The 15,425-nt window shown below is 73.3% G+C and carries 13 protein-coding genes; 11 read left to right on the forward strand and 2 right to left on the reverse strand.

Features of this window, described 5'->3' with window-relative positions:
* The first annotated feature begins 52 nt into the window (after window positions 1–52).
* The 8 genes from ACSU6L_RS31165 to ACSU6L_RS31200 all read left to right on the forward strand — a co-directional run bounded on the left by ACSU6L_RS31165 (window position 53) and on the right by ACSU6L_RS31200 (window position 8,900).
* Window positions 53–1,159, forward strand: a complete 1,107-nt coding sequence (locus ACSU6L_RS31165; protein ID WP_437062174.1) for a quinone-dependent dihydroorotate dehydrogenase — start codon at window positions 53–55, stop codon at window positions 1,157–1,159.
* On the forward strand, window positions 1,156–2,004 hold the full coding sequence (gene pyrF / locus ACSU6L_RS31170) for an orotidine-5'-phosphate decarboxylase (protein WP_437062176.1): 849 nt from the start codon (window positions 1,156–1,158) through the stop codon (window positions 2,002–2,004). The genes ACSU6L_RS31165 and pyrF overlap by 4 nt, the downstream gene beginning before the upstream one ends.
* 256 nt (window positions 2,005–2,260) lie before the next feature.
* Window positions 2,261–2,584 carry an integration host factor gene (locus ACSU6L_RS31175; RefSeq protein ID WP_003977346.1) on the forward strand — a complete coding sequence of 108 codons (324 nt, stop codon included), beginning with the start codon at window positions 2,261–2,263 and terminating at the stop codon, window positions 2,582–2,584.
* Window positions 2,585–2,642: 58 nt separating this feature from the next.
* Window positions 2,643–3,200 carry a guanylate kinase gene (gene gmk, locus ACSU6L_RS31180; protein ID WP_073941904.1) on the forward strand — a complete coding sequence of 186 codons (558 nt, stop codon included), beginning with the start codon at window positions 2,643–2,645 and terminating at the stop codon, window positions 3,198–3,200.
* A 68-nt stretch (window positions 3,201–3,268) separates the two neighbouring features.
* Entirely contained in the window at window positions 3,269–3,541 is a 273-nt protein-coding gene (gene rpoZ / locus ACSU6L_RS31185; protein WP_004933985.1) for a DNA-directed RNA polymerase subunit omega, read from the forward strand.
* A 114-nt stretch (window positions 3,542–3,655) separates the two neighbouring features.
* The gene (gene coaBC / locus ACSU6L_RS31190; protein ID WP_365514625.1) at window positions 3,656–4,858 is read left to right on the forward strand and encodes a bifunctional phosphopantothenoylcysteine decarboxylase/phosphopantothenate--cysteine ligase CoaBC; all 1,203 of its coding nucleotides are present in this window, start codon (window positions 3,656–3,658) and stop codon (window positions 4,856–4,858) included.
* Window positions 4,859–5,095: 237 nt separating this feature from the next.
* The gene (gene metK / locus ACSU6L_RS31195; RefSeq protein ID WP_437062179.1) at window positions 5,096–6,304 is read left to right on the forward strand and encodes a methionine adenosyltransferase; all 1,209 of its coding nucleotides are present in this window, start codon (window positions 5,096–5,098) and stop codon (window positions 6,302–6,304) included.
* 448 nt (window positions 6,305–6,752) lie between these two features.
* A complete protein-coding gene (locus tag ACSU6L_RS31200) occupies window positions 6,753–8,900 on the forward strand; it encodes a primosomal protein N' (protein ID WP_437062181.1) in 2,148 nt (715 codons plus the stop codon).
* 164 nt (window positions 8,901–9,064) lie between these two features.
* Here ACSU6L_RS31200 and ACSU6L_RS31205 read toward each other — a convergent pair whose 3' ends face one another.
* Window positions 9,065–9,607 carry a hypothetical protein gene (locus tag ACSU6L_RS31205; protein ID WP_073941900.1) on the reverse strand — a complete coding sequence of 181 codons (543 nt, stop codon included), beginning with the start codon at window positions 9,605–9,607 and terminating at the stop codon, window positions 9,065–9,067.
* A 259-nt stretch (window positions 9,608–9,866) separates the two neighbouring features.
* Between ACSU6L_RS31205 and fmt the strand changes: the two genes are divergently transcribed.
* The gene (fmt, locus tag ACSU6L_RS31210; RefSeq protein WP_437062183.1) at window positions 9,867–10,799 is read left to right on the forward strand and encodes a methionyl-tRNA formyltransferase; all 933 of its coding nucleotides are present in this window, start codon (window positions 9,867–9,869) and stop codon (window positions 10,797–10,799) included.
* Window positions 10,800–11,075: 276 nt separating this feature from the next.
* A complete protein-coding gene (locus tag ACSU6L_RS31215; protein WP_437062185.1) occupies window positions 11,076–12,503 on the forward strand; it encodes an RsmB/NOP family class I SAM-dependent RNA methyltransferase in 1,428 nt (475 codons plus the stop codon).
* Here the strand turns inward: ACSU6L_RS31215 and ACSU6L_RS31220 are convergent.
* Window positions 12,484–14,631 (reverse strand): MMPL family transporter, encoded by a 2,148-nt coding sequence (locus ACSU6L_RS31220; protein ID WP_437062187.1) that lies wholly within the window; start codon window positions 14,629–14,631, stop codon window positions 12,484–12,486. The two genes, ACSU6L_RS31215 and ACSU6L_RS31220, sit on opposite strands and share 20 nt — an antisense overlap.
* Before the next feature lie 71 nt (window positions 14,632–14,702).
* Between ACSU6L_RS31220 and rpe the strand changes: the two genes are divergently transcribed.
* A complete protein-coding gene (rpe, locus tag ACSU6L_RS31225) occupies window positions 14,703–15,389 on the forward strand; it encodes a ribulose-phosphate 3-epimerase (protein WP_437062189.1) in 687 nt (228 codons plus the stop codon).
* The last annotated feature ends 36 nt before the right edge of the window (window positions 15,390–15,425 follow it).

The raw sequence follows: 15,425 nt of genomic DNA on the forward strand, positions 1-15,425 counted from the left end.
CGGTGTCCCCCTCTTCATGAGGCTCGCCTTCGAGCTTCTTCATGAGGACACGATGTACAAGATCTTCTTCAACCTCGTCTTCAAGCGGATGGACCCGGAGCAGGCCCACCACCTGGCCTTCCGCTGGATCCGCCTGGCCGTGCGCGTCCCGGTGCTGCGCACCTTCGTCGCGGCCGTGCTCGCGCCCCGGTACAAGGAACTGCGCACGGAGGCGTTCGGCCTGCGCATGCACGGGCCCTTCGGGCTCGCCGCCGGCTTCGACAAGAACGCGGTCGCCGTCGACGGCATGGCGATGCTCGGCTTCGACCACGTCGAGATCGGCACCGTGACCGGGGAGGCGCAGCCCGGCAACCCCAGGAAGCGGCTGTTCCGGCTGGTCGCGGACCGGGCGCTGATCAACCGCATGGGCTTCAACAACGAGGGCTCGCTCGCCGTCGCCGCGCGCCTGGCCTCCCGTACGCCCGTCTTCAAGACCGTCGTGGGCGTGAACATCGGCAAGACCAAGGTCGTCCCCGAGGCGGAGGCCGTCCTGGACTACGTGAAGTCCGCCGAGCGCCTGTCGCCCCACGCCGACTACCTGGTCGTGAACGTGTCGTCGCCGAACACGCCGGGGCTGCGCAACCTCCAGGCCACCGAGGCGCTGCGTCCGCTGCTCACCGCCGTCCGCGACGCCGCCGACCGGACCGTCACCACGCGGCGCGTGCCGCTGCTCGTGAAGATCGCCCCCGACCTCGCCGACGAGGACGTCGACGCGGTGGCCGACCTGGCCGTGGAACTCGGCCTCGACGGGATCATCGCGACCAACACCACCATCGCCCGCGAGGGCCTGGGCCTGCGGTCCGGACCCGCCCTGGTCAAGGAGACCGGCGGCCTGTCCGGAGCGCCCCTGAAGGCCCGCTCCCTGGAGGTGCTGCGCCGCCTCTACGCGCGCGTGGGGGACCGGATCACCCTGGTGGGCGTCGGCGGCGTCGAGAACGCCGAGGACGCCTGGCAGCGCATCCTGGCCGGCGCCACGCTGGTCCAGGGCTACAGCGCCTTCATCTACGAGGGGCCCTTCTGGGCCCGCGCCATCCACAAGGGCCTCGCCGCGCGCCTGCGCCAGAGCCCCTACGCCACCCTCGCCGACGCGGTCGGCGCCGATGTGAGGAAGACGGCATGACTGAGCCCTTCGGCGCGCGACTGCGCCGCGCCATGGACGACCGCGGCCCGCTGTGCGTCGGCATCGACCCGCACGCCTCCCTGCTCGCCGAGTGGGGCCTGAACGACGACGTGGCCGGTCTGGAGCGGTTCAGCCGCACGGTCGTCGAGGCGATGGCCGACCGGGTCGCCGTCCTCAAGCCGCAGAGCGCGTTCTTCGAGCGCTTCGGCTCGCGCGGCGTCGCCGTCCTGGAGAAGGCGGTCGAGGAGGCCCGCGCGGCTGGCGCGCTGGTCGTCATGGACGCCAAGCGCGGCGACATCGGCTCCACCATGGCCGCCTACGCCGAGTCGTTCCTGCGCAAGGACGCCCCGCTGTTCTCCGACGCGCTGACCGTCTCGCCCTACCTCGGCTACGGCTCCCTGAAGCCCGCGATCGAGCTGGCCCGGGAGAACGGCGCCGGGCTGTTCGTGCTGGCGCTGACCTCCAACCCGGAGGGCGGCGAGGTCCAGCACGCCGTGCGCACCGAGGACCCGGCCGGCCGGAACGTCGGCGCGACGATGCTCGCCCACCTCGCGGAGGAGAACGCGGCGGAGGAGCCGCTGGGGTCCTTCGGCGCGGTCGTCGGCGCCACGCTGGGGGATCTGTCCTCGTACGACCTGGCGATCAACGGTCCGCTGCTCGCGCCCGGCATCGGCGCCCAGGGGGCCACCGCGGCCGACCTTCCCCGGGTCTTCGGAGCGGCGGTGCGCAACGTCGTCCCGAACGTCAGCCGGGGTGTGCTGCGGCACGGTCCCGACGTCGGAGCGCTGCGGACGGCCGCGGAGCGGTTCGCGGAGGAGATCCGGACCGCGGTGGCGTCGGTCTGAGGTCCCCGTCGCGTCCGCCGGGGTCGGCTTGAGGCTGGATACATCCTCAAATCCAGGGCAGTATGTCTGAAATATCCGGTCCTGACTGAGGCTGACCAGGACTTTTCCTCTGTTCTCGCTGACTCCGGCGGACTTGACCGCTAGTCTCCGACGAGAGTCAACGGGCGAGCGTGTTGCTCGTGGCTCCCCAGGTGTGGGGCGACTAGGTTCCTCACCGGTCCGTATCCGACAGTTCGACATCCGAGGTGACGTAGGCGTGGCTCTTCCGCCCCTTACCCCCGAACAGCGCGCAGCCGCGCTCGAAAAGGCCGCCGCGGCTCGCCGGGAGCGGGCCGAGGTCAAGAATCGACTCAAGCACTCCGGCGCCTCCCTTCACGAGGTCATCAAGCAGGGCCAGGAGAACGACGTCATCGGCAAGATGAAGGTCTCCGCCCTCCTCGAGTCCCTGCCGGGCGTGGGCAAGGTCCGCGCCAAGCAGATCATGGAGCGACTCGGAATCTCCGAGAGCCGCCGCGTGCGTGGTCTCGGTTCCAACCAGATCGCCTCGCTCGAGCGCGAGTTCGGCAGCACCGGCTCCTGAACCCCGGTCCGCCCGGGGATGGTCCCGGGCACTCCGGGATTGCTGGAATAATCGCTGCATGAGTGAACGTCCGCGGCTGACCGTGCTCTCCGGACCCTCCGGGGTCGGCAAGAGCACGGTCGTCGCCCATATGCGCAAGGAACACCCCGAGGTCTGGCTCTCGGTGTCGGCGACGACCCGCAAGCCCCGCCCGGGCGAGCAGCACGGAGTCCACTACTTCTTCGTCACCGACGACGAGATGGACAAGCTGATCGCCAACGGCGAGCTGCTGGAGTGGGCCGAGTTCGCCGGCAACCGCTACGGCACGCCGCGTGCGGCCGTCCTGGAGCGCCTGGAGGCGGGTGAGCCCGTCCTCCTGGAGATCGACCTCCAGGGCGCCCGGCAGGTCCGTGAGTCGATGCCCGAGGCACAGCTGGTGTTCCTGGCTCCGCCCTCCTGGGAGGAGCTGGTGCGCAGGCTGACCGGCCGGGGCACCGAGCCGCCCGAGGTCATCGAGCGCCGGCTGGACGCGGCCAAGGTCGAACTCGCGGCCGAGCCCGAGTTCGACGAGACGCTGGTCAACACCTCCGTCGAGGACGTGGCGCGTGAGCTGCTAGCCTTGATGAACGTTGTGTGATCGTGACGACCATGCCGCAGTGGCTGATCATCGCGACTGATTCTTTCCCATCCATCGGAAGGTAGAGCGTGTCCTCTTCCATCTCCGCGCCCGAGGGCATCATCAACCCGCCGATCGACGAGCTCCTCGAGGCCACCGACTCGAAGTACAGCCTCGTGATCTACGCGGCCAAGCGGGCCCGCCAGATCAACGCGTACTACTCGCAGCTCGGCGAGGGTCTCCTCGAGTACGTCGGTCCCCTCGTCGACACCCACGTCCACGAGAAGCCGCTCTCGATCGCACTGCGCGAGATCAACGCGGGGCTGCTGACCTCCGAGGCCGTCGAAGGCCCCGGCCAGTAAGTCATACGGTCAGCTCACGGCTGACTTTTCCACAGGCCCGGCAGCACGTCTGCCGGGCCTGTGGTGTCTCATGGGGGGTGGTTGCACGTTTCCGAGGTTCGGGGAGAGACGACGGTGGACAAGCCGAAGGTCGTTCTGGGGGTCAGCGGCGGCATCGCCGCGTACAAGGCGTGTGAGCTGCTGCGCAGGCTGACCGAGTCCGGACACGACGTCCGGGTCGTCCCCACCGCCTCAGCCCTGCACTTCGTGGGCGCCGCCACGTGGTCGGCCCTGTCCGGCAATCCCGTCTCCACCGAGGTCTGGGACGCCGTGCACGAGGTGCCGCACGTGCGCATCGGCCAGCAGGCCGACCTGGTCGTCGTCGCCCCGGCCACGGCCGACATGCTCGCCAAGGCCGCCCACGGCCTCGCCGACGACCTGCTGACCAACACCCTGCTCACCGCCCGCTGCCCGGTCGTCTTCGCCCCCGCGATGCACACCGAGATGTGGGAGCACCCTGCCACCCAGGAGAACGTGGCGACGCTGCGCCGGCGCGGCGCCGTCGTCATCGAACCCGCCGTCGGCCGCCTCACCGGCGTCGACACCGGCAAGGGCAGGCTCCCCGAGCCCGCCGAGATCTTCGAGGTCTGCCGCCGCGTCCTCGCCCGGGGCGTACGGGAGCCCGACCTCGCCGGCCGGCACGTCGTCGTCAGCGCCGGCGGCACCCGCGAGCCGCTGGACCCGGTCCGCTTCCTCGGCAACCGCTCCTCCGGCAAGCAGGGCTACGCCCTCGCCCGTACGGCCGCGGCGCGCGGCGCCCGCGTCACCCTGGTCGCCGCCAACGCCGAGCTGCCGGACCCGGCCGGTGTGGACGTGGTCCGGGTGGGCACCGCCGTCCAGCTGCGGGAGGCGGTGCTGAAGGCGGCCGCCGACGCGGACGCGGTCGTCATGGCCGCCGCCGTCGCCGACTTCCGCCCGGAGACCTACGCGACCGGCAAGATCAAGAAGAAGGACGGGCAGGACCCGGACCCGGTCGTGCTGGTCCGCAACCCCGACATCCTCGCCGAGATCTCCGCCGACCGGGCGCGCCCCGGTCAGGTGATCGTCGGCTTCGCCGCCGAGACCGACGACGTCCTGGCCAACGGCCGCAGAAAGCTCGAGCGCAAGGGCTGCGATCTGCTCGTGGTCAACGAGGTGGGGGAGCGCAAGACCTTCGGCGCCGAGGAGAACGAGGCCGTGGTGCTGGCCGCCGACGGCGGTGAGACGCCCGTCCCGCACGGCCCCAAGGAGGCGCTCGCCGACACCGTGTGGGACCTCGTCGCCGGCCGCCTGCGCTGACCGGCTCCGCTCGCCACGCCGTCCGCCGCGCGCTCGATCCAGGCGTGGCGCCCCTGGCCAATGCCGCAGAACATGGGCAGAATGCCCGTGCCGCAGGTCACAGCGCTCCCGAGAGGCGAGACGGGTGGCCCTGCGGCGGAGCGCGACCGATAAACTGTTCCAGGACGACCGCCGGGCAGCAGCCCCGTCCCGTCCACCAATGATCAGCCAGCAGCCGCTGCAACCCCAGGGAGCGTTGTGTCCCGTCGCCTGTTCACCTCGGAGTCCGTGACCGAGGGTCACCCCGACAAGATCGCTGACCAGATCAGCGACACCATTCTCGACGCCCTGCTGCGCGAGGACCCGACGTCCCGGGTCGCCGTCGAGACCCTGATCACGACCGGCCTGGTGCACGTGGCCGGTGAGGTCACGACCAAGGCCTACGCGCCGATCCCGCAGCTCGTCCGGGACAAGATCCTGGAGATCGGCTACGACTCCTCGAAGAAGGGCTTCGACGGCGCCTCCTGCGGCGTGTCGGTGTCGATCGGCTCGCAGTCCCCGGACATCGCGCAGGGCGTGGACACCGCCTACGAGACCCGCGTCGAGGGCGACGAGGACGAGCTGGACCGGCAGGGCGCCGGCGACCAGGGCCTGATGTTCGGCTACGCGACGGACGAGACGCCGACGCTGATGCCGCTGCCGGTCTTCCTCGCGCACCGCCTGTCCAAGCGACTGTCCGACGTGCGCAAGAACGGCACGATCCCCTACCTGCGCCCGGACGGCAAGACCCAGGTCACCATCGAGTACGACGGCGACAAGGCGGTCCGCCTGGACACCGTCGTGGTCTCCTCGCAGCACGCCAGCGACATCGACCTCGACTCGCTGCTCGCTCCCGACATCCGCGAGTTCGTCGTCGAGCCCGAGCTGAAGGCGCTGCTCGACGAGGGCATCAAGCTGGACACCGAGGGCTACCGCCTGCTGGTCAACCCGACCGGCCGCTTCGAGATCGGCGGCCCGATGGGCGACGCCGGCCTCACCGGCCGCAAGATCATCATCGACACCTACGGCGGCATGGCCCGCCACGGCGGCGGCGCCTTCTCCGGCAAGGACCCGTCCAAGGTCGACCGCTCGGCCGCCTACGCCATGCGCTGGGTCGCCAAGAACGTGGTCGCCGCGGGCCTGGCCGGCCGCTGCGAGGTCCAGGTCGCCTACGCCATCGGCAAGGCCGAGCCGGTCGGCCTCTTCGTCGAGACCTTCGGCACCCACAAGATCGAGCCGGAGAAGATCGAGAAGGCCATCGACGAGGTCTTCGACCTCCGCCCGGCCGCGATCATCCGCGACCTCGACCTGCTCCGCCCGATCTACGCCCAGACCGCGGCGTACGGCCACTTCGGCCGTGAGCTCCCCGACTTCACCTGGGAGCGCACGGACCGCGTGGACGCGCTGCGCGCCGCTGCGGGGCTGTAAGCCCCGACGGTCTCCGCGAGGCCCGGTACCCCTTCGGGGGCGCCGGGCCTCGTCGCGTTCCGTCCCGCCCCTGGCCCCTGCCCTGCCCTGCCCGGCCCGGTGGGGAAATCGCTGGCCGGGCGGGAGCACGGCGCCGTACGGTGGTGATCTCCCGGTGCGAGGGTCTCGGTTCCTTCGGTGGAGTGCGCTCTCGGGCGTGCGGTGAATCTGGAAGACACGTGCCGAAGCCGGCTTGATCTCGGGAGGCCGACGACGCGTGCCCGGTGCGAAGGCCGCGGGTACTTCTGGGGATCTCTCCTCTCGCAGGTTCGAATCCTGCTGCCGGTCCGTCCCGGCGGACCGGTATGGCCGAGTGGACCAAGGCGGAAGCGCCGATGGGCGTTCGTCCGCGGCCGAGGTGATCTCGGGCCGCGCGTCGGTGTCAGTGCGGTTTGGTAAGAATGCAAGCGTGAGCAGCGAGAACGGTCAGGGGGGCGGCGGCGCGGAAGGCGCGCCGCCGCAGCAGCTCGCGCTCATCCGGGAGAGCGTGCGCAAGGCCAAGGCGCCGAAGGCCAAGCCGCGGACATGGCGGGGCGCCGCGCTCGCCAAGGAGCTGCCCGTGGCGCGGGTGCTCGTGGACAAGGGCGTACTGCACCTCGACCGCTACTTCGACTACGCCGTACCCGAGGAACTGGACGCCGACGCGCAGCCGGGCGTCCGGGTGCGGGTGCGGTTCGGGGCCGGACGGCACCGGGTGCGCGAAGGGCGCCGCGAGGGCGGCGGGCTGATCGACGGGTTCCTGATCGAGCGGCGGGCGGAGTCCGACTACTCCGGGCCGCTGGCCGCGCTGGCGCAGGTCGTGTCGCCCGAGCGGGTCCTGAGCGAGGAACTGCTGGGGCTGGCCCGCGCGGTCGCCGACCGGTACGCCGGAAGCCTCGCCGACGTGCTCCAGCTCGCCGTGCCGCCGCGCAGCGCGAAGGCCGAGCAGCGGCCGTCCCCCGCGCCGCTGCCGCCGCCCCCGGCGCCCGACGCGGGGTCCTGGACGCGGTACGAGCGAGGCCCGGCGTTCCTGGCGGCGCTGGCCTCCGGGGGCGCGCCGCGCGCCGTGTGGAACGCGCTGCCCGGCCCGGAGTGGAGCGCCGAGCTGGCTCGCGCCGTCGCCGCGACGCTCGCCTCGGGACGCGGCGCGCTCGTCGTCGTACCGGACGGGCGGGCCGCCGCACGGGTCGACGCCGCCCTGACCGCCCTGCTCGGGCCGGGGCGGCACGCGCTGCTCACCGCCGACGCGGGGCCCGAGAAGCGGTACCGCGAATGGCTGGCGGTACGCAGAGGGTCCGTACGCGCCGTGGTCGGCACCCGGGCCGCCATGTTCGCGCCGGTACAGGACCTCGGGCTGGTCGCCCTCTGGGACGACGGGGACGACAGCCACAGCGAGCCGCACGCGCCGCAGCCGCACGCCCGGGACGTGCTGCTGCTGCGGGCCGCCCAGGACAAGTGCGCCTTCCTGCTGGGCGGCTGGAGCTGCACCGTGGAGGCCGCGCAGCTCGTGGAGAGCGGATGGGCGCGGCCCCTGGTCGCCGGGCGCGAGCAGGTACGGGCCGCCGCCCCGCTGGTGCGGACCGTCGGCGACGAGGACCTGGCCCGGGACGAGGCCGCCCGGGCGGCCCGGCTGCCCACCCTGGCCTGGCAGGCGGTCAGGGAGGGGCTGCGGCACGGACCGGTCCTGGTCCAGGTGCCCCGGCGGGGCTACGTCCCGCGGATGGCGTGCGCCCGCTGCCGCGAGCCCGCCCGCTGCCGGCACTGCGCCGGACCGCTCGAGGCGCAGGACGCCGGGGCGCTGCGGTGCGGCTGGTGCGGCCGCGCGGAGGAGTCCTGGCACTGCCCGGAGTGCGGGTCGTTCCGGCTGCGCGCGCAGGTCGTGGGCGCCCGGCGGACCGCGGAGGAACTGGGACGGGCCTTCCCGGCGGTCCCGGTGCGGACGTCGGGGCGCGAGCACGTGCTGGACACGGTGCCGGGGACGCCCGCGCTGGTGGTGAGCACACCGGGCGCCGAGCCCGTCGCCGAGGGCGGTTACGCCGCCGCCCTGCTGCTCGACGGCTGGGCCATGCTCGGGCGGCCCGATCTGCGCGCCGGTGAGGACGCGCTGCGCCGGTGGATCGCGGCCGGCGCGCTGGTGCGTCCGCAGGGCGCGGGCGGGACGGTGGTGGTGGTCGCCGAGTCCACGCTGCGGCCGGTGCAGGCGCTGGTGCGGTGGGACCCCGTCGGGCACGCGGTGCGGGAGCTGGCCGAGCGCGCCGAGCTGGGGTTTCCGCCGGTGTCCCGGATGGCGGCGGTCTCGGGGACGGCGGAGGCGGTCGCGGAGTTCCTGACGATGGTCGACATGCCGCCCGAGGCGGAGGTGCTGGGCCCGGTACCGGTGCCCGTCGCCGCGCCTGGCGGGCCGCGCAGGCCGGGCGCGCCACCGCCCGGGGAGCACTGGGAGCGGGCGCTGATCCGCGTACCACCGGGCCGCGGAGCCGCACTGGCGTCGGCGCTGAAGGCCACCCAGGCGGCACGGACGGCCCGGGGGAACGGGGCGGCGGTACGGGTGCGGATCGATCCGCCGGACATCGGCTGAGCGACGCGGCGGCGTGCCCGGCGGCTGAGCCCGAAGGGGGAGGGACGTGGCGGCGTGCCCGGCCGGGAGGGCCGTGGTCCCGGAGCCGCACACGGACTGCCCTCCCGGCGCGGTGCGCCGGGAGGGCAGTGCAGTGTTCGGTGGCGGGGCGGGGGCGGTCGGTGTCAGCCGTTGCGGGGGCTCGGGAAGGCCGTCGTCCTGGCCTCGTCGCGCAGGGCCGGGCTGCCTGCCGTCGGCTGGGTGGGCATGGAGCGGGCGGCCGGGACCGTCGGTACCGCGGGCAGGCCGGTCCCGACGTTGACCGTCCGGGTGCCCGACGGCTCGGTGCCGCGCTCGGCCTCGGCGGCCGCCTGGGCGGCGGCGCGGCGGGAGCCGTAACGACGGTGCACCGCCTGCTTGGTGACTCCGAGGGCGGAGCCCACCGCGTCCCACGAGAAGCCGAGCGAGCGGTCGAAGTCGACCGCTGCCGTGACCAGGGTCTCGACGCTGTCCCGCAGTTCCTGGGCGAGGCGGACGGTCGGGGCGGGGGCGCGTCCGTAGACGACGAAGCCCGTGGAGGGGCCGGAGCGGCGCGGGCGGTAGACGTTTCCCAGCTGGGCGGTGAGCGTGCGCAGCGCGTCCACCTGCCGGCGGACCCGCTCGATGTCCCGCACCAGCAAGTGCAGGCTGGCCCGAGCCTGGGCGTCGTGGGTTGCGTGGTCGGCCATGAACAAGCCTCTCGAACCGGCGTTGAGGAGAAAGGATCGGGCCGCGATCGCGGCCCGTGGTGGTCAACTCTGTCTTGACCAACGCGGATCGGCGCCGCTGGTCACGCACCGGGGGCGTGCGGGCATATGTCCACGCCCCCGCGTGATGGTGTGCGCGGTGCGTCCCGCCTGCGGGTTTTCCACCGTCAGGGACGTTCGCCGCGTGGGAATTAGACTTTGCGTGCCCGCACAATTCCGTCCGAGAGGCCCGTGCCCACCCATGAAGCTGGTCTTCGCCGGTACCCCCGAGGTCGCCGTTCCCGCCCTGGACGCTCTGCTCGCCTCCGGCCGGCACGAGGTGGCCGCCGTCGTCACCCGGCCCGACGCGCCCGCGGGGCGGGGCCGCAGGCTGGTCGCCTCTCCCGTGGCCGAGCGGGCGGAGGAGGCCGGCGTCGAGGTGCTGAAGCCGGCGAAGCCGCGCGACCCGGAGTTCCTGGAGCGGCTGAGCGCCATCGCCCCGGACTGCTGCCCCGTCGTCGCCTACGGCGCGCTGCTGCCGCGGGTCGCCCTGGACATCCCCGCCCACGGCTGGGTCAATCTGCACTTCTCGCTGCTGCCCGCCTGGCGCGGGGCGGCTCCCGTGCAGCACTCGATCATGGCCGGTGACGAGATCACCGGTGCCTCGACCTTCCTGATCGAGGAGGGGCTGGACTCCGGTCCCGTCTACGGCACGGTCACCGAGCAGGTCCGCCCCACCGACACCAGCGGCGACCTGCTGACCCGGCTGGCGTTCGCCGGGGCCGGACTGCTGGCCGCGACCATGGACGGCATCGAGGACGGCACGCTCAAGGCCGTGCCGCAGCCCGCCGACGGGATCACCCTGGCGCCGAAGATCACCGTCGAGGACGCGCGGATCGACTGGGCCGCCCCAGCGCTGCGCGTCGACCGGGTGGTGCGCGGGTGCACCCCCGCGCCGGGCGCGTGGACCACGTTCCGAGGCGAACGGCTCAAGCTCATCCAGGTCGCCCTGACCCCGGACCGCACCGACCTCGCTCCCGGACAACTGTCCGTCGGCAAGAACAACGTCCACGTCGGCACCGGCTCGCACGCCGTGGAGCTGCTGTGGGTCCAGGCCCAGGGCAAGAAGCCGATGCGCGCGGCGGACTGGGCCCGCGGCGTGCGCATCGCCGACGGGGAGACCGTCGGCGCCTAGGGGGTGTCTCGTCGATCAGGCCGGATCAGGGAGCGGCGTCTGGTGCCGTGCATCGCAAGGCGGAGGAGGGAGCCGATGCGGCGCATCGGCGAGTGACGACAACGCGGCGAGGCGCGGTGCCAGGCGCCGCGAGCCCGGCATGATCGGCGAGACGTCCCCTAGGGGGTGCCGCGAGCCCGGCATGACCGGCGAGACGCCCCCTAGGCCCGGCACGGGCGGTGTGCGGCAGACGTAGGCTGGTCGCACACCGTATACAGAAATCCGGAGCACCTTTTCGTGAGCGACACCTCCCGGCGGCCCCGCAAGCCCGGCAAGCCCTACCGTCGGCCCCAGAAGGACCCCGTCCGCATCCTCGCCTTCGAGGCGCTGCGTGCCGTGGACGAGCGGGACGCCTACGCCAACCTCGTGCTGCCGCCGCTGCTGCGCAAGGCGCGGGAGAAGGAGGGCCCCGAGAAGTTCGACGGGCGGGACGCCGCGCTGGCCACCGAGCTGGTGTACGGGACGTTGCGCCGGCAGGGGACGTACGACGCGGTCATCGCGGACTGCGTCGACCGGCCGCTCAGGGAGGTCGACCCGCCGGTCCTGGACGTGCTCAGCCTCGGTGTGCACCAGCTGCTCGGCACCCGCATCCCGACGCACGCCGCCGTGTCCGCCTCCGTGGAGCTGGCCCGCGTGGTGCTCGGCGACGGGCGCGCCAAGTTCGTCAACGCCGTGCTGCGCAAGGTGGCCCAGCACGATCTCGACGGCTGGCTGGAGCGCGTCGCGCCGCCCTACGACGAGGACCCCGAGGACCACCTCGCCGTCGTGCACTCCCACCCCCGCTGGGTGGTCTCCGCGCTGTGGGACTCGCTCGGCGGCGGGCGCGCCGGCATCGAGGAACTGCTGGCGGCGGACAACGAGCGGCCCGAGGTGACCCTGGTGGCCCGCCCCGGCCGGGCCACGGCCGAGGAACTGCTGGCGGAGGACGCCGCGGTGGCGGGCCGCTGGTCGCCGTACGCCGTGCGGCTCACCGAGGGCGGCGAGCCCGGCGCGATCGAGGCCGTCCGCGAGGGCCGGGCCGGCGTCCAGGACGAGGGCAGCCAGCTCGTCGCGCTCGCCCTCGCCAGCGCGCCGCTGGACGGGCCGGACGAGAAGTGGCTGGACGGCTGCGCCGGACCCGGCGGCAAGGCCGCGCTGCTCGCCGCGCTGGCCGCCGAGCGGGGCGCCACGCTGCTCGCCTCCGAGAAGCAGCCCCACCGGGCCGGGCTGGTCGCCAAGGCGCTGCACGGCAACCCCGGCCCCTACCAGGTCATCGCCGCCGACGGGACCCGCCCGCCGTGGCGGTCCGGCACCTTCGACCGGGTGCTGATGGACGTGCCCTGCACCGGGCTCGGCGCGCTGCGCCGCCGCCCCGAGGCCCGCTGGCGGCGGCGCCCGGAGGACCTGGACGGCTTCGCGCCGCTCCAGCGCGCCCTGCTGCGCACCGCCCTTGACTCCGTCCGCGTCGGCGGTGTCGTCGGCTACGCCACCTGCTCGCCGCTGCTCGCCGAGACCCGGGCCGTGGTCGCCGACCTGCTCAAGCAGTTCCCGCAGGCCGAGCTGATCGACGCCCGTCCGCTGCTGCCCGGCGTACCGGACCTCGGCGACGGCCCGGACGTCCAGCTGTGGCCGCATCTGCACGGGACGGACGCGATGTACCTCGCGCTCATCCGCCGAACCGGCTGACCTCCACGCCGACCGGCTCGGGCTCGGGCGGACCGCCGTCCTCCCGGGCCAGCCGGTGCGGCCACCACACCGCCGGTCCCACGTCCAGGAACAGTGCCGTCACCAGCACCGACCGCACCACGAAGGTGTCCAGCAGTACCCCCAGGGCGACCGCGAAGCCGATCTCGGCGAAGGTGACCAGGGGCATGGTGCCCAGCGCGGCGAAGGTGCCGGCCAGGACCAGGCCGGCGGAGGTGATGACCGCGCCGGTGGTCGCCAGGCCGGTGACAACGCCCGGGCGGGTGCCCTGCCGGGCGGCCTCCTCGCGGATGCGGGTGGTGAGGAAGATGTTGTAGTCGATGCCCAGGGCGACCAGGAAGACGAAGACGAAGAGCGGGAAGTCCGTCGGCTCGCTCGCGAAGCCGAAGACGTGGCGGAACACGAACGCGCTGATCCCGAGCGCCGCCGCGAACGACAGGATCACCGTGCCGATCAGCAGCAGCGGCGCGAGCAGGGCGCGCAGCAGGACGCAGAGGATCAGCAGCACCACCACCAGCACCAGCGGAATGATCAGCTGGTTGTCGCGGGTCGTCGCCTCGTCCATGTCCACCAGCGCCGCCGTGCCGCCGCCGACCCGGGCGTCGGCGTCCGGCACCGCGTGCACCGCTTCCCGGACCCGTTCGACGGTCTGCTTCGCGGCCTCGCTGTCGGCGGGGTCGGTCAGGGTGGCCTCGAAGAGGACCCTGCCGTCGTGCACCGGTGCGGCGCCGGGCGCCGGGACCACCGAGCCGGGGACGATCCCCGGGGCCGCGGCGACCGCGCGGCCCACCTGCCCGGCCTGCTCCCGGTCGCTGACGACGAGGAGCGGATCGCCGCTGCCCGCGGGGAACCAGCGCGCGGAGAGCTCCTGGCCGACGATCGAGTCCGGCTTGTCGGTGAAGGCGTCGGCGTTGCTCTGACCCTCGGCGCGCAGCTGGAGCAGGCCGAGCGAGCAGACCCCGAGGAGCACGGCCGTCACGGCCCACACCACGCGCGGGCGGAGGGCGATACGGCGGCCCGTACGCGCCCAGATCCCGCGCTCCGCCGGGTCGTCGGCGCCGTCGCGGGGGACGACCGGCCAGAAGATCCAGCGGCCGAGGCTCACCAGCAGCGCCGGGAACAGCGTCAGCATCGCGAGCAGGGCGACGGCGACGCCGGTGGCCGCGACCGGGCCTAGGCCGCTGGTGGAGTTCATCTCGGCGGCCGGCAGGACGAGCATGCCGAGCACGACCGTCGCGCCGGAGGCGATCACCGCCGGGCCCGCGCGGCCCAGGGCGAGGGCCATCGCCTCGTGCCGGTCCGCGTGGCGGCGCAGTTCCTCCCGGTAGCGGGCGACGAGCAGCAGCGCGTAGTCGGTGCCGGCGCCGAAGACCAGGACGGTGAGGATGCCCGCGCTCTGGCCGTTGACGGTCAGACCCGCGTGCTGTGCGAGGAAGTAGACGATGGCCTGCGAGGTGAACAGCGCGGCGGTCACCGACAGCAGGGGGACCAGGAGGAGCGTGGGGCTGCGGTAGGTGATCAGCAGCATGGCGACGACGACGCCCATCGCCGCGAGCAGCAGCGTGGAGTCGATGCCCGCGAAGGCCTCGGCGAAGTCCGCGGACGTGCCGCCGGGGCCGGTGATGTGCACGGCCAGGCCGGCGCCGCCCGCGCCGGCGCCCGCCCGGATCGAGTCGACGGCCGGGGCGATGTGCTCCCAGCCCTTCTCGTCCATGGTGACCGGTACGAAGACCTGGGCGGCCCGGGGCCCGGTCTCCCGGTCGAACACCGGCCCGCGGGTCTCCGCGCCCCGGACGCCGTGGTCGCGCAGCAGCCGCAGCTCGCGCACGTCCTCGGCGATCGCCGCCCGGTCCCGGGCCGTCAGCCCGCCCTCCCGGGCGTAGAGGACGACCACGGGGAGCTGTTCGGGCCTGAACTCCTGGGAGATCTCCATGACTTGCGTGGACTCGGCGGAGCCGGGCAGCCAGGAGGCCGCGTCGTTGTCCTGGGCGCCGGTGAGCCGCTGGCCGAAGGGCACCGTCAGCGCGAGCACCACCAGCCACAGAGCGAGCACCAGCCACTTGGCGCGCGGCCCGCAGACCAGCCGCGCGACGCCTCGGGCGTCCGCCATGGGCGCCCTCACCGGCCCCGGCCCACGGGTCCGCCGTTACGGCAGGGCCTGGCGCATGGCAGGCTTGGGTCATGGCCGTGCAGATCAACCCCAGCATCCTGTCCGCCGACTTCGCCAGACTCGCCGAGGAGGCGAAGGCGGTCGAAGGAGCCGACTGGCTCCATGTCGACGTGATGGACAACCATTTCGTCCCGAACCTCACGCTCGGCGTGCCGGTGGTGGAGTCCCTGGCCCGTGCGACGGACACTCCGCTGGACTGCCATCTGATGATCGAGGCCCCCGACCGCTGGGCCCCCCAGTACGTGGAAGCGGGTGCCTCCTCGGTCACCTTCCATGTCGAGGCGGCCGCCGCCCCGGTACGGCTGGCACGGGAGATCCGCGCCAAGGGCGCCCGCGCCTCCATGGCGCTCAAGCCCGCGACGCCGATCGAGCCGTACGAGGACCTGCTCCCCGAGCTCGACATGCTGCTCATCATGACGGTCGAGCCGGGCTTCGGCGGCCAGGCCTTCCTCGACATCATGCTCCCCAAGATCCGCCGCACCCGCGAGTTGATCAGCAAGCACGGTCTGCAGCTGTGGCTCCAGGTCGACGGCGGGGTCGCGGAGTCCACCATCGAGCAGTGCGCCGACGCGGGCGCGGACGTCTTCGTGGCGGGATCGGCCGTCTACGGCGCGTCCGACCCGGCCGAGGCGGTACGTGCACTACGCAACCAGGCTCAGGCGGCCACGGCCAAGGCCTCGTGGGCTTGCGACCACTGAGCGTCAGGAACGTGAACGGCTCCCATCAGGGCTGAT

Source organism: Streptomyces sp. enrichment culture (assembly GCF_964272855.1).
Classification (GTDB): domain Bacteria; phylum Actinomycetota; class Actinomycetes; order Streptomycetales; family Streptomycetaceae; genus Streptomyces.